At 70.4% G+C, this 13,972-nt stretch carries 11 protein-coding genes and 1 tRNA gene; 1 reads left to right on the forward strand and 11 read right to left on the reverse strand.

Features of this window, described 5'->3' with window-relative positions:
- Positions 1-2 precede the first annotated feature (2 nt).
- The 11 genes from prmC to ACKTSN_RS15385 form a co-directional block, all read right to left on the reverse strand.
- Positions 3-842, reverse strand: a complete 840-nt coding sequence (gene prmC, locus ACKTSN_RS15335; protein WP_409474834.1) for a peptide chain release factor N(5)-glutamine methyltransferase — start codon at positions 840-842, stop codon at positions 3-5.
- A 70-nt stretch (positions 843-912) separates the two neighbouring features.
- Positions 913-1,980 carry a peptide chain release factor 1 gene (gene prfA / locus ACKTSN_RS15340; RefSeq protein WP_385515218.1) on the reverse strand — a complete coding sequence of 356 codons (1,068 nt, stop codon included), beginning with the start codon at positions 1,978-1,980 and terminating at the stop codon, positions 913-915.
- A gap of 106 nt (positions 1,981-2,086) precedes the next feature.
- On the reverse strand, positions 2,087-2,308 hold the full coding sequence (gene rpmE, locus ACKTSN_RS15345; protein WP_059301453.1) for a 50S ribosomal protein L31: 222 nt from the start codon (positions 2,306-2,308) through the stop codon (positions 2,087-2,089).
- A 195-nt stretch (positions 2,309-2,503) separates the two neighbouring features.
- Positions 2,504-3,631, reverse strand: coding sequence for an LCP family protein (locus ACKTSN_RS15350; protein WP_409469650.1), 1,128 nt, complete (start codon positions 3,629-3,631; stop codon positions 2,504-2,506).
- Between the two features lie 187 nt (positions 3,632-3,818).
- Positions 3,819-5,843, reverse strand: coding sequence for a transcription termination factor Rho (rho, locus tag ACKTSN_RS15355; RefSeq protein ID WP_409469651.1), 2,025 nt, complete (start codon positions 5,841-5,843; stop codon positions 3,819-3,821).
- 405 nt (positions 5,844-6,248) lie between these two features.
- Positions 6,249-7,178: a homoserine kinase gene (thrB, locus tag ACKTSN_RS15360; protein ID WP_409469652.1), complete on the reverse strand. Its 930-nt coding sequence runs from the start codon at positions 7,176-7,178 to the stop codon at positions 6,249-6,251.
- 259 nt (positions 7,179-7,437) lie between these two features.
- On the reverse strand, positions 7,438-8,496 hold the full coding sequence (gene thrC / locus ACKTSN_RS15365; RefSeq protein ID WP_409469653.1) for a threonine synthase: 1,059 nt from the start codon (positions 8,494-8,496) through the stop codon (positions 7,438-7,440).
- 6 nt (positions 8,497-8,502) lie between these two features.
- Complete coding sequence (locus tag ACKTSN_RS15370; RefSeq protein ID WP_409474835.1) at positions 8,503-9,792, reverse strand: homoserine dehydrogenase; 1,290 nt, start codon at positions 9,790-9,792, stop codon at positions 8,503-8,505.
- 148 nt (positions 9,793-9,940) lie between these two features.
- Positions 9,941-11,332 (reverse strand): diaminopimelate decarboxylase, encoded by a 1,392-nt coding sequence (gene lysA / locus ACKTSN_RS15375; RefSeq protein ID WP_409469654.1) that lies wholly within the window; start codon positions 11,330-11,332, stop codon positions 9,941-9,943.
- 19 nt (positions 11,333-11,351) lie between these two features.
- Complete coding sequence (gene nrtL, locus ACKTSN_RS15380) at positions 11,352-12,437, reverse strand: ArgS-related anticodon-binding protein NrtL (RefSeq protein ID WP_409469655.1); 1,086 nt, start codon at positions 12,435-12,437, stop codon at positions 11,352-11,354.
- A 244-nt stretch (positions 12,438-12,681) separates the two neighbouring features.
- Positions 12,682-13,257 (reverse strand): response regulator, encoded by a 576-nt coding sequence (locus tag ACKTSN_RS15385; RefSeq protein ID WP_409469656.1) that lies wholly within the window; start codon positions 13,255-13,257, stop codon positions 12,682-12,684.
- Between the two features lie 83 nt (positions 13,258-13,340).
- On the opposite strand from ACKTSN_RS15385, the gene ACKTSN_RS15390 reads away from it, so the two are divergent.
- A tRNA-Arg gene (locus ACKTSN_RS15390) sits at positions 13,341-13,412 on the forward strand.
- The last annotated feature ends 560 nt before the right edge of the window (positions 13,413-13,972 follow it).

Consider the following 13,972-nt stretch of genomic DNA (forward strand, 5'->3'; position numbering starts at 1 on the left):
GCTCACGGCAGCGCCTTGCGGGCGGTCGCGAAGCGCGGCCGGTTGTTGAGGTCCGGGTGGTCGGCGGCGTCGGCCCAGCCCCGTTCCTCCGTGAAGATCCACGGCACCTGGCCGCCCTGGGTGTCGGCGTGCTCGATGACGACGACGCCGCCGGGGCGCAGCAGCCGGTGCGCGGTGCGTTCCAGGCCGCGGATGAGCTCGAGGCCGTCCTCGCCGGAGAACAGGGCCATCTCGGGGTCGTAGTCGCGCGCCTCGGGAGCGACGTACTCCCACTCCGTGAGCGGGATGTACGGCGGGTTGGAGATGACCAGGTCGACCTGGCCGTCCAGGTCGGGGAAGGCGGTCAGGGCGTCACCCTGCCGCAGATCGACCCGGGACCCCTCCACGTTCTTGCGGGCCCACCGCAGCGCTTCCTCCGACAGCTCCACGGCGTGCACCCGGGAGCGCGGCACCTCCTGGGCGAGGGCGAGCGCGATGGCGCCCGAGCCGGTGCACAGGTCGACGATGAGCGGCTCGACGACATCCATGGCACGCACGGCGTCTATGGCCCACCCGACCACCGACTCGGTCTCGGGACGCGGCACGAAGACGCCCGGCCCGACCTGCAGCTCCAGGTACCGGAAGAAGGCGCGCCCGGTGATGTGCTGCAGCGGCTCGCGCTGCTCACGGCGTGCGACGACCTCCCAGTAGCGGGCGTCGAAGTCGGAGTCCTTCACGGAGTGCAACTCGCCCCGCTTCACACCGTGCACGAACGCGGCGAGCTCCTCCGCGTCGGTGCGCGGAGAGGGCACGCCGGCGTCGGCCAGCCGCTGGGTGGCTTGAGCTACCTCAGCGAGCAGCACGCTGCGGGCGCTCGGGGGCCGCCCCCCAAATGATTGCTGCACGCTCGTCCTCCGTGTACTCGTGAATGCCTTACGCGGCTGCGAGCTTGGCGGCCGAGTCCGCGTCGACGCAGGCCTGGATCACCGCGTCGAGGTCGCCGTCCAGGACCTGGTCCAGGTTGTACGCCTTGAAGCCGACGCGGTGGTCCGAGATGCGATTCTCCGGGAAGTTGTACGTACGGATCTTCTCGGAGCGGTCGACGGTACGGACCTGGCTGCGGCGGGCGTCGGCGGCTTCCTTCTCCGCCTCCTCCTGTGCCGCGGCGAGCAGCCTGGAGCGCAGGATACGCAGTGCCTGCTCCTTGTTCTGCAGCTGGCTCTTCTCGTTCTGGCAGGAGGCGACCACTCCGGTGGGGAGGTGCGTGATGCGCACCGCGGAGTCGGTCGTGTTGACGGACTGGCCGCCCGGGCCGGACGACCGGTAGACGTCGATCCTCAGGTCGTTCGGGTTGATCTCGACGTCGACCTCCTCCGCCTCGGGCGTGACGAGCACACCGGCCGCGGAGGTGTGGATGCGGCCCTGCGACTCGGTGGCCGGCACCCGCTGCACGCGGTGCACGCCGCCCTCGTACTTCAGCCGGGCCCACACCCCCTGCCCGGGCTCGATCTGCCCGCGCGCCTTCACCGCGACCTGGACGTCCTTGTAGCCGCCCAGCTCGGACTCGGTGGCGTCGATGATCTCGGTCTTCCAGCCGACCCGCTCGGCGTACCGCAGGTACATGCGCAGCAGATCGCCGGCGAACAGGGCGGACTCGTCGCCGCCCGCGCCGGCCTTGATCTCGAGGATGACGTCCTTGTCGTCACTGGGGTCGCGCGGGACCAGCAGCAGCCGCAGCTTCTCCGTCAGCTCCTCGCGCTGCTGCTCCAGCTCCTTGACCTCGGCGGCGAACTCCGGGTCGTCGGCGCCCAGTTCGCGGGCCGTCTCGATGTCGTCGCCGGACTGCTTCCAGGAGCGGTACGTGGCGACGATCGGGGTCAGCTCGGCGTAGCGCTTGTTCAGCTTGCGCGCGTTGGCCTGGTCGGCGTGGACCGACGGGTCGGCGAGCTTCTTCTCCAGGTCGGCGTGCTCGGCGACGAGCTCCTCGACGGCCTCGAACATCTCTGGCTCCTGTGGTGCGTACGTGGGTGAAGGGGCGGGCGACCAAAAACGCCGGTCCCGGCACGCCGGAGAAGGGCGCGGCCGTGGACCGGCGAAATGGGGCTCGCTACTTCTTGGAGCCGGCAGCCTTGCCGAAGCGGGCCTCGAAGCGGGCCACACGGCCACCGGTGTCGAGGATCTTCTGCTTGCCCGTGTAGAACGGGTGGCACTCGGAGCAGACCTCGGCCCGGATGGTGCCGGACTGGATCGTGCTGCGGGTGGTGAACGACGCGCCGCAGGTGCAGCTGACCTGCGTCTCGACGTACTCGGGGTGGATGTCGCGCTTCAAGGTGTCTCCTAGTTTCGGGAGGGCGCCGGGTCGCTGCCGCGGGATGCGGGAGCGTGAACCGGAGCCGACGTACCAGTCTGCCAGGACTGGGGCCATCCCCCAAAACCGGGGGTTGCTGTTGTTTGTTCCCTGCGGGCCGTCTTGGGCTTGTCGCGCCCACGCGGCGGAGCCGCACAGAGATACAGCCCCGCGCCCCTAAGGGGCGCTCACAACGCCCTTGGCTTCGCCCGTTGCCGTGCCCTCCGTGGCCGTCTTCGGGATCGGCTTGTCGTTCTTGAGGGCGGTCCAGACCTGTTGGGCCTTGGGCTCGTCCAGGAGGACGCGGTTCGGGTCGGCCGGGTCGTACTGGACCGGCATGGTCACCATGTGCATCTTCGACGCGCTGATGCCCTTGAGGCCGTTTGCCCAGGACACGAGGGAGTTCACCGAGCCCAGGTCGGAGTCGGTCGTCACGGCCTTGGTCGCGGTGTCGGCGAGGTCGTACAGCTTCTTCGGGCTGGTGAACAGGCCGACGTCCCTGACCTGCTCGACCAGCGCCTTGATGAAGGCCTGCTGGAGCTGGATGCGGCCGAGGTCGGAGCCGTCGCCGACGCCGTGCCGGGTGCGGACCAGGCCGAGGGCCTGCGCGCCGGTGAGCTTGTGCGGGCCGGCCTCGAGGTTCAGGTGACTGTCGGGGTCGTCGATGTCCTCGGTCGTGGTGACCGTGACGCCACCCAGCTCGTCGACCAGCTTCTGGAAGCCGCTGAAGTCGACCTCCAGATAGTGGTCCATGCGGATGCCGGTGAGGGACTCGACGGTCTTCACGGCACAGGCGGCGCCGCCGGTGGTGTACGCGGAGTTGAACATCACGCTCGTCTCGGCGTCATGCGTGGTGCCGTCGGTGTCGGTGCACTCCGGGCGGTCGATGAGGGTGTCGCGCGGTATGGAGACGACGCTGGCCTTCTTGTGGCCCTCGTAGAGGTGCACGATCATCGCCGTGTCCGAGCGGGCGCTGCCGTCGTCGGCGCCGCCGCCGAGGTCCTGGTTGCTGCCGGAGCGGGTGTCCGAGCCCAGGACCAGGATGTTCTCGGAGCCGTTGTCGACCTTCTCGGGCCGGTCGCCGCCGAGGGCGTGGTCGATGTCGACGCTGTTGATGTTGCCGTTGAGCTTGAAGTACACGTACCCGAGGCCGGTGCCGCCGAGGACGACGATGCCCGCCGCGGTCCAGGCCGTGATCAGCAGACCCTTGCCGCGGGACTTGCGGCGGCCGGAGGCGCGATGGCGCGGGCCGGTGGTGCCGGGCTCGCCCGGTATGCCGGGCTCCGGCGTGCTCTCGGCAGACATGTGCTCCTCGGTTCTCGTCGGGTCGGTTACCCCCTGCGGTGAGGAACAGGCGTGTACCGCACCATCGTCGCTCCGTACGGTCAGACGGGGAAACCCGGCACAGGGTTGCACAGAAGACTGTGAGGGCCGCCCCCCGTCACCTCGGTGACGGGGGGCGGCCCTCACAGGTTGCCGTGTCCTGGACGGCTCAGTCGCCGTTGCCCGGCGTCGGCGTCGTCTTCTGGATCTGCATCAGGAACTCGGCGTTCGACTTCGTCTGCTTCATCTTGTCGAGGAGCAGCTCGACCGCCTGCTGCTGGTCGAGCGCGTGCAGCACCCGGCGCAGCTTCCAGACGATGCCCAGCTCCTCGGCGCCGAGCAGGATCTCTTCCTTACGGGTGCCGGACGCGTCGACGTCCACCGCCGGGAAGATGCGCTTGTCGGCGAGCTTCCGGTCGAGCTTGAGCTCCGCGTTGCCGGTGCCCTTGAACTCCTCGAAGATCACCTCGTCCATGCGGGACCCGGTGTCCACCAGGGCGGTGGCGAGGATGGTCAGCGAGCCGCCGTCCTCGATGTTGCGGGCCGCACCGAAGAAGCGCTTCGGCGGGTACAGGGCGGTCGAGTCGACACCACCGGACAGGATGCGGCCGGAGGCGGGCGCCGCGAGGTTGTACGCACGGCCCAGACGCGTGATCGAGTCGAGCAGGACGACGACGTCGTGGCCCAGCTCCACCAGTCGCTTGGCGCGCTCGATGGCGAGCTCGGCGACCGTGGTGTGGTCCTCGGCCGGGCGGTCGAAGGTCGAGGAGATGACCTCGCCCTTGACCGACCGCTGCATGTCGGTGACCTCTTCCGGACGCTCGTCGACGAGGACGACCATCAGGTGGCACTCGGGGTTGTTGTGCGTGATCGCGTTGGCGATCGCCTGCATGATCATGGTCTTGCCGGTCTTCGGCGGGGCCACGATCAGACCGCGCTGGCCCTTACCGATGGGCGAGACGAGGTCGATGATGCGGGTGGTGAGCACGCCGGGGTCCGTCTCCAGACGGAGCCGGTCCTGGGGGTACAGCGGCGTCAGCTTGTTGAACTCCGGGCGGCCACGGCCGTGTTCGGGCGCCATGCCGTTGACGGAGTCCAGGCGGACCAGCGCGTTGAACTTCTCGCGCCGCTCGCCTTCCTTGGGCTGGCGGACCGCGCCGGTGATGTGGTCGCCCTTGCGCAGGCCGTTCTTGCGGACCTGAGCGAGGGAGACGTACACGTCGTTCGGCCCCGGCAGGTAGCCCGACGTACGGATGAAGGCGTAGTTGTCGAGGATGTCCAGAATGCCCGCGACCGGGATCAGGACGTCGTCCTCGGCGATCTGCGGCTCGCTGCCCATCTCCTCGCGGCCACGACGGCCCCGGCGGTCGCGGTAGCGGCCGCGACGGCCCCGGCGGCCGCCCTCGAAGTCGTCGTCGTCCTGCTGACGGTCCTGGCGGCCGCCACCCTGCTGGCCCTGCTGCTGGCCCTGCTGCTGACCGCGCTGCTGATCGTCGCCCTTACGGCGGTCACGGTCGCGGTCCCGGCCGCGCTCACGGCGGTCCCGGCGGCGGCCCTCGGCGCCCTCACCGGCGTCGCCCTGCGGCTGCTGCTGCGCGGGCGCCTCGGCCTTCGGCTCGCTCTTCGCCTCGGCGGTGACGGTCTCGGGGCTGCCGGCCTCGGCGGTGGCCCGGCGACGACGGCGCTCCGCGGGGGCGTCGTCTCCCCCACGCTCGGCTTCTCCCCCACGCTCGGCTGCGCTCGCGCGGGAGGTGCCCCCATCGTGGGAGGGGCCCCCAGCCGGCTGGCCGGGGATCTCGATCTGCTGCTGGGCCACGGCCTTCTCGGCGGGCGCCTCGGCCCTCTTCGCGGCCTTCGCGGTCTTCTCGGCGGGCGCGTCCTCACCCGTGCGCGCCTTGGAGGTGGCGCGGCGCTTGGGCTTGGTCTCGGCGGCCTCGGCGCCCTTCGCCGGGGCTCCGCCTCCGGCCTGCGCCTCCTTGATGACCTCGATCAGCTGGCTCTTGCGCATACGCGCGGTGCCCCTGATGCCGAGGCCGGATGCGACCTGCTGCAGCTCGGCCAGCACCATGCCCTCGAGGCCGGTACCGCGGCGCCGCCGGGAGCCGGCACCGGTGGCAGGCGCGGAGGCGTCCGTGGCGGGCGCGGCAGCGGTCTCCTCGACACGTGCGCCCATCAGATCGGTGGTGTCGCTCACGAAGGGTCCTTCCCTGGAGCGGACGTCGGCCTGTCTGGCTCGGCGACCGGTTGTGCTGTCCGGCTTCGGTCCTTGCTGTGCGAACCGTGCCGGGGCGGTGGTCCGCCTAAGCGGCGGAAGAAATATCTGGTGATGGCGCTTCCTCGAGCCGTGGCACCCAGTGTCACGTGGCGTGGTCGCACCGGTTCCGGAGCGTGCCCGTCGGACCGCTCAGTGTCGGCGTACGACGTACTGCCCGCGTACGAGGTACAAAACACAGTGCGGCTTGGGGGGCTCCCGGAAGAATGTCTGTCCCGGACTGGGACACGAGGCACCTCGCCATGGTGGGGTCGGGTGCAGACTTGAGGTTAACACTACCGGATCCAACAAACATTCCCCCTCTCCAAATCCGGCAATCGCATGCACTTAATCGGAACCGGAGGGCGCGAGCGGCAGCACGCTCGCCCCCTGCAGATCGAGCGCGAGCCGGTTCGCGGCCCAGCCCTGACCTGCGAGCTGTTCCACCTTGTCGGCCGTTCCCGCGTCGGCCAGCGCCATCACCGTGGGTCCGGCGCCGGAGATCACGGCGGGAATGCCGTCGGCCCGCAGCCGCTCGACCAGCGCCGCACTCTCGGGCATGGCGGGCGCGCGGTACTCCTGGTGCAGGCGGTCCTCGGTGGCGGCCAGCAGCAGCTCCGGGCGCCTGGTCAGGGCCTCGACGAGCAGGGCGGCCCGGCCCGCGTTGGCGGCGGCGTCGACGTGCGGCACGGTGCGCGGGAGCAGTCCGCGCGCGGTCTGGGTCAGTACCGGCTTCCCGGGCACGAAAACCACCGGAACGATGGAATCGGCGGGCTCCATCCTGATCGCCCGCGCGCCCCCGGCCTCCATCCAGGAGAGCGTGAAACCGCCCAGCAGACAGGCCGCCACGTTGTCCGGGTGGCCCTCGATCTCGGTGGCGAGTTCGAGCAGGGTCGTGTCGTCGAGCTTTGCCTCGCCACCTATGGTCACGGCGCGCGCGGCAACGATGCCGGCGCAGATGGCAGCCGACGAGGAGCCCAGGCCACGGCCATGCGGAATGCGGTTCGCGCAGACGATTTCCAGGCCGCGCGGCTGTCCGCCCAGGGAATCGAAGGCGGTGCGGAGGGAGCGTACGAGGAGGTGTTTTTCGTCACGTGGCAGCGTCTCGCTGCCCTCACCCGCGATGTCGATGTGCAGCCCGGAGTCGGCCACCCGGACGACCACGTCGTCGTAGAGCCCCAGCGCGAGGCCGAAGGCGTCGAAGCCCGGGCCGAGGTTGGCGCTGGTGGCGGGGACGCGCACCCGTACGGCGGCGGCGCGGAAGGCTGGACCGGCCATCGCTCGATGACTCTCCTTGAGCTGCGTGATTGTCGAAGACATTCGATGACGTACGACGAACCCTGCGGCCGCCTTTCGCCGGGAGGCCGGACGCTGTCCGGCTGCGGAGACGACGCGGCACCGCGGCATGTGCGGCGGGTGGGTTAGGTACAGCCTATCGAAGGAAGGTTCTGTGGCGACATAGGGCGCACAGGAGGCGCACGATGCGTGTCGTAAGCCCCCTGTGCACCCCCTACGGGGATGACCCTCGGAGCAGGCGTTATGCCAGGCCGAGCCGCTCGGCCGCCGTCGCCGCGTCGACCGGGACGGTGACCGGCTGCGGGGCGCCGGCGACGGCCCAGTCGGGGTCCTTCAGGCCGTTGCCGGTGACGGTGCACACGATGCGCTGGCCCGGGTCGACCTTGCCCTGCTCGGCGGCCTTCAGCAGACCGGCCACGGACGCGGCGGAGGCAGGTTCCACGAAGACGCCCTCCTGGGCGGCCAACAGGCGGTAGGCGCGCAGGATCTCACGGTCCGTCACCTCGTCGATGAAACCGCCGGACTCGTCCCGCGCGTTGAGGGCGTGCTGCCAGGAAGCCGGGTTGCCGATACGGATCGCGGTGGCGATGGTCGACGGGTCCTTGACGACCTCGCCGCGCACGATGGGCGCACTGCCGGAGGCCTGGAAGCCCCACATGCGCGGGGTACGCCCGGCCACGCCGTCGGCGGCGTACTCCTTGTAACCCCTCCAGTAGGCCGTGATGTTGCCCGCGTTGCCCACCGGCAGGACGTGGATGTCGGGCGCCTCGCCGAGCATGTCCACAATCTCGAAAGCAGCCGTCTTCTGACCCTCGATACGCACCGGATTGACCGAATTGACCAGAGCGACCGGGTAGTTGTCGCTGAGCGCGCGAGCCAGCGTCAGGCAGTCGTCGAAGTTGCCGTCGACCTGCAGGATCTTCGCGCCGTGCACGAGCGCCTGGCCCATCTTGCCGAGCGCGATCTTGCCCTGCGGGACGAGCACGGCGGACACCATGCCCGCCCGTACGGCATAAGCGGCGGCGGAGGCGGACGTGTTGCCGGTGGAGGCGCAGATGACCGCCTTGGCGCCCTCCTCCTTGGCCTTGGAGATGGCCATCGTCATCCCGCGGTCCTTGAAGGACCCGGTCGGGTTGGCCCCCTCCACCTTGAGATGGACCTCGCAGCCCGTGCGCTCGGAGAGCACCTGCGCGGGCACGAGGGGCGTGCCGCCCTCGCGGAGCGTCACGACCGGCGTGGTGTCGGAGACGGGCAGCCGGTCCCGGTACTCCTCGATGATTCCGCGCCACTGGTGGGTCATTGCTGGTTACTCTCCTTCAACCCGCATGATGCTGGCGACACCCCGCACGGTGTCGAGCTTGCGCAGCGCCTCGACGGTCCCGCTGAGGGAGGCGTCGGACGCGCGGTGCGTGACGACGACGAGGGAGGCCTCGCCGTCCTTGCCCTGCTGCCGCACCGTATCGATGGACACGCCGTGCTCGGCGAACACGGTGGCCACCTGGGCGAGAACACCCGGTTTGTCGGCGACATCAAGGCTGATGTGGTAGCGCGTCACGACCTCGCCCATGGGCGAGACGGGCAGCGCGGCGTACGCGGACTCGCCGGGGCCGGTCGCGTTGCTGAGCCGGTTGCGGCAGACGGCGACCAGGTCACCGAGGACGGCGGAGGCCGTCGGGGAGCCGCCGGCGCCGGGGCCGTAGAACATCAACTGACCGGCGGCGTCCGACTCGACGAACACGGCGTTGTACGCGCCGCGCACGGAGGCGAGCGGGTGGGTCAGCGGAATCATGGCCGGGTGCACGCGCGCGGTGACCGAGCCCCCGTCCGCGGCCCGCTCGCAGATGGCGAGCAGCTTGATGGTGCAGCCCATCTCCTTGGCCGAGGCGAAGTCGGCGGCGGTGACCTCGGTCATGCCCTCGCGGTAGACGTCGTCGAGACGCACGCGCGTGTGGAAGGCGATTCCGGCGAGGATCGCGGCCTTGGCGGCGGCGTCGAAGCCCTCCACATCGGCGGTGGGGTCGGCCTCGGCATATCCGAGCGCGGTGGCCTCGTCGAGGGCCTCCTGGTACCCGGCCCCCGTCGAGTCCATCTTGTCGAGGATGAAGTTGGTGGTGCCGTTGACGATCCCGAGCACCCGGTTGACCTTGTCGCCGGCGAGGGACTCGCGCAGCGGGCGGATCAGCGGGATGGCGCCGGCGACGGCGGCCTCGTAGTAGAGGTCCTTGTCGTTCGTCTCGGCCGCCGCGTGGAGGTCGGCGCCGTCCTGGGCGAGGAGGGCCTTGTTCGCGGAGACAACGGACGCGCCGTGCTCGAAGGCGGTGGTGATCAGCGTACGGGCGGGCTCGATACCGCCGATGACCTCGACGACCACGTCGATGTCGCCGCGTTTGACGAGGGCGGTGGCGTCGGTGGTGACCAGGGCCGGGTCGATGCCCTCGCGCACCTTGTCGGGCCGGCGGACCGCGACGCCCGCGAGCTCGACGGGGGCGCCGATCCTGGCGGCGAGGTCGTCGGCGTGCGTCGTCATGATGCGCGCCACCTCTGAGCCGACCACTCCACAGCCCAGCAGCGCCACCTTCAGCGGACGCGTACGCATCATCCGACCTCGTTTCCTCTCACCGTATGCGGTTGCACCAGTCTCACTCACCGGACGGGAGTTTCTGCCATTTGTCCGGATCGTGAGACATCTTTTTCATTTCGACGAGGGGTGGAGACAGGAGATCTTCCACCCCTCATGGACTGGGTCATCCGACGTCGAGCCGCAGGAGGTCCTCCTCCGTCTCCCGGCGGACGATCACCCGCGCCTCGCCGTCGTGCACGGCGACGACCGGCGGGCGGAGCACATGGTTGTAGTTGCTGGCCATGGACCGGCAGTACGCGCCGGTGGCCGGCACCGCGATGAGGTCACCGGGTGCCAGGTCGGCCGGCAGGAACGCGTCCTTCACCACGATGTCGCCGCTCTCACAGTGCTTGCCGACGACCCGGGCGAGCATCGGCCCGGCGTCGGAGGTGCGGGAGACCAGGGCGACGCTGTACTCGGCGTCGTACAGCGCGGTGCGGATGTTGTCCGACATGCCGCCGTCGACGGAGACGTACGTCCGCAGGCCGTCGAGGGGCTTGACGGTGCCGACCTCGTAGAGCGTGAAGGCGGTGGGCCCGACGATGGCCCGTCCGGGCTCGACGGAGATGCGCGGGGTGCGCAGCCTGGCGGCCTCGCACTCACGGCTGACGATCTCGGTGAGGGCCTTGGCGATCTCGTGCGGCTCGCGGGGGTCGTCGTCACTGGTGTACGCGATCCCGAGGCCACCGCCCAGATCGATCTCGGGCAGCTCGACGCCGTGCTCGTCCCGAATGTCCTTGAGCAGCCCGACGACGCGGTGCGCGGCGACCTCGAAGCCCGACATGTCGAAGATCTGCGACCCGATGTGCGAGTGAATCCCGATCAGCTCGAGCCCGTCGAGCCGAAGGGCACGCCGTACGGCCTCGGCGGCCTGTCCGCCGGCCAGCGGAATGCCGAACTTCTGGTCCTCGTGGGCGGTGGCGATGAACTCATGGGTGTGCGCCTCGACGCCGACCGTGACCCGGATCTGCACGCGCTGCCGCTTGCCGAGGGACTGGGCGATGTGGGCGACGCGGACGATCTCCTGGAAGGAGTCGAGAACGATCCGCCCGACCCCGGCGTTGATGGCCCGCTCGATCTCGTCGGTGGACTTGTTGTTGCCGTGGAAGGCGATCCGGTCGGCGGGCATGCCGGCGGAGAGGGCGGTGGCGAGTTCGCCGCCGGAGCAGACGTCGAGGTTCAGCCCCTCCTCGTGCAGCCAGCGCACGATCGCCCGGGACAGGAACGCCTTGCCCGCGTAGAAGACGTCCGCGTCGTGACCGAAGGCCGTGCGCCAGGCACGGGCGCGGGCGCGGAAGTCGGCCTCGTCGACGACGTAGGCGGGCGTGCCGAACTCCTCGGCGAGCTTCTTGACGTCGATACCGCCGACGGTCACGACTCCGTGGCCGTCCCGGGCGACGGTCTGCGCCCACACCTTCGGGTCGAGGGCGTTGAGGTCGGCCGGCGGGGCGGAGTAGTGACCCTCGGGGAGGACGTCGGCGTGACGGGGCCCGGCGGGGTGTGCGGAACGGCTCATGGTTCTTCCGGTGGCTCTCTCAGAGGTGGTCGGGTGCGTCGATGCCGAGCAGGGCGAGGCCGCCGGCCAGCACCGTCCCGGCGGCTTCGGCGAGGGCGAGCCGGGCGCGGTGGGCGGCCGAGGGTTTCTCCTCACCGCACGGCAGCACGGCGGGCAGCAGGGCGAGGGCGGCATCGGCGACGGTGACGAGGTGCCGGGCGAGACGGTCGGGGGCGCGGTCGCGGGCGGCCGCGGTGAGGATGCGGGGGTGGTCGGCGAGCAGGGCCTCGACGTGCGCTGCGTCCGGTACGCGGCCGGGGTCGGCGGCGAAGCCCAGATCGGCGGCGTTACGGGTGACGGCCCGGCTGCGGGCGTGGGCGTACCGCACCCGGAAGAGGGGATTGCCCTCCCGCTGGACCAGATGATCGGCGTTGATCCGGGGCCGGTCGTGCGCCGCGGGCTGGAGCAGGGCCCAGCGGGCGGCGTCACGGCCGAGGGGGAGGGGATCGGTGGGGGCGGGGACGGGCCGTACGGTGACGACGTCGACCGGTGCCGGTGCGTCAGATCCGCCGTGGGCGTCGAGCGGTGCCGGTGCGTCCGGCCCGCCGTAGGCGTCGACGCGCACGCCGAGCACCGACTCCCACTCCGGCTCGGGCCGGGCAGTGCAACTGGTGCGGACGAGGGCGCCCTGGGAGCGCAGGATGCGGGCGGCGGCGTCCGCCACGACGACGGCACGCACCTCATGAGGACAGTGCAGCTGAACCACCTGCCCGGCGAGGGCGTCGGAGTGCCCGTAGCGCAGGCCTTCCCGCAGGATGCGCTGCACCAGGCCGACGGAGGCGGCGCCGTCGAGGGCGATGTTGAGGAACCCCGGCCCGGTGATCTGAACCCCGGTGACGCCGTCCGCCCCGGCAAGATATGGGCGAAGCACCTCGGCGACCAGAAGCGGCGGCTGCCCGGCAGGGCGGGCGAGCTGCAGGGCAATGTTGGTGGCGTAATCCCCCCACCCCCCCGGCCCCGGCGGCTCCACCACGGCCCGTGCGGGCACGGTCACGCTCAGCTCCCCTTCGTCGACAGCACGACGCACCGCATGCAGCACGGTGCGGGAGAGCTCGACGGGGGTCACGGGGCAAGCGTATGGGAGGAGGGGGGTGGGTAGGCGAGCCGGTTTGGGAGAGGGTCCGGGATGTGGACGTACGGCTGCGGGCGGCTGCTGCGGTCGACCGCGACTGGACGGCCTGCCGGGCCGGGGCTCATTCGCCTGCCTGGCCTCGGCTCATCCGTCTGCGAGTCCCCGCACCCATTCGCCCGCCGGGCCCCGGCTCATCCGCGTGCCGGATCAGCGCCCGGTCGGCGCTCCGGGCCGCCGCTCACCCGCCCGCGCGACCGGCACTCTCGGCCTCCGCGGCCCCGAGCAGCCCGCCGACTCCGGAGCCGATCGCACCAGCGCTGCCGCCACTCCCACTGCCACTCCCCCTCCGCTCGATCAACCGCCGTACGAGCTGTACGAGTTCGGCGGGCTCGAACGGCTTGGGGAGGAAGGCGTCGACGCCGACGTCGAGGCCGGTCTCGACCTCGTACTGCGTACAGGCACTGATGATGGCAAGGGGCAGATCACGCGTCCGCGGATCCGCACGCAGGCGGGCGGCAGTCCGCAACCCGTCCAACCGCGGCATGACAACATCGAGGGTGACCACATCAGGCTGCACCTGATGAACGACATCCAGACACTCGGCACCATCGGCCGCGGTCACCACCTCGAGGCCCTCCAGCTCGAGATTGACCCTGATCAGCTGCCGGATGACCTTGTTGTCGTCCACAACAAGCACCCGGCCCGACGCGCCTGGCACAACTCGAGAGTAGGTCCGGACCGGCCACCGCGTCCGGGTTTTCCCCACTTCCACCCCCTGCGGGCGAGCCGCACCCCTGGTTGACGTCCTGGCCATCCCCCCGAAACCAGTTCATGACCACCCCGAAGGAGCTGGTAGTGTTCTACCCGTCGCCGCGAGCAGGAAGCCGCGACCGACACGCCCCCGTAGCTCAGGGGATAGAGCAACGGCCTCCGGAGCCGTGTGCGCAGGTTCGAATCCTGCCGGGGGCACCCTGCATGAGGTGCCCAAAGACCCCGTCACCAGCGGAAACGCTGAGGCCGGGGTCTTCGTGCATGTGCAGGCGTATGCCGCCCTGAGCGGCCCTATGACGCCGTCTGTGGACTATTCGTGGACAGGATCTTGGCGCATCGTCCCTGGTCATCGAGCCTTGCCTGAACCCGGCCGGCGTGGCGCCATGCCGCGCCCAACCGTCCCGAGACGTGCACCATCAACGGTGCCCGGAGGACGTCACCGGTTCCGGTGACCATGAGGGCCCTGTCATGTCGTGGGCATGAGATCTCCTCTTCAGCCGCGGTCGGCATCGGCCGACGGGGCAGCGAAGTACTGGGCGTACCGTGTCCCGGCAAAGTGCTCCCCCAGCAGCCGAGAGAAGAGCAGGACCGACGGCAGTGGACGGTGGTTCATCACGAGATGTTGGCTATTTCGACCAGGAGCTGCCTCGGACGCGGCCACAGCCCGGCGTGCCAGTTCCGCTCCACATCGCCTGTGTCGAATACGCTTCGAAGACGTCCAACCTGGCGTCCTCGACAACGCGTACGCATGGGGCTCT

Origin of the sequence: Streptomyces flavusporus (genome assembly GCF_046267975.1) — a bacterium.
GTDB lineage: Bacteria > Actinomycetota > Actinomycetes > Streptomycetales > Streptomycetaceae > Streptomyces > Streptomyces flavusporus.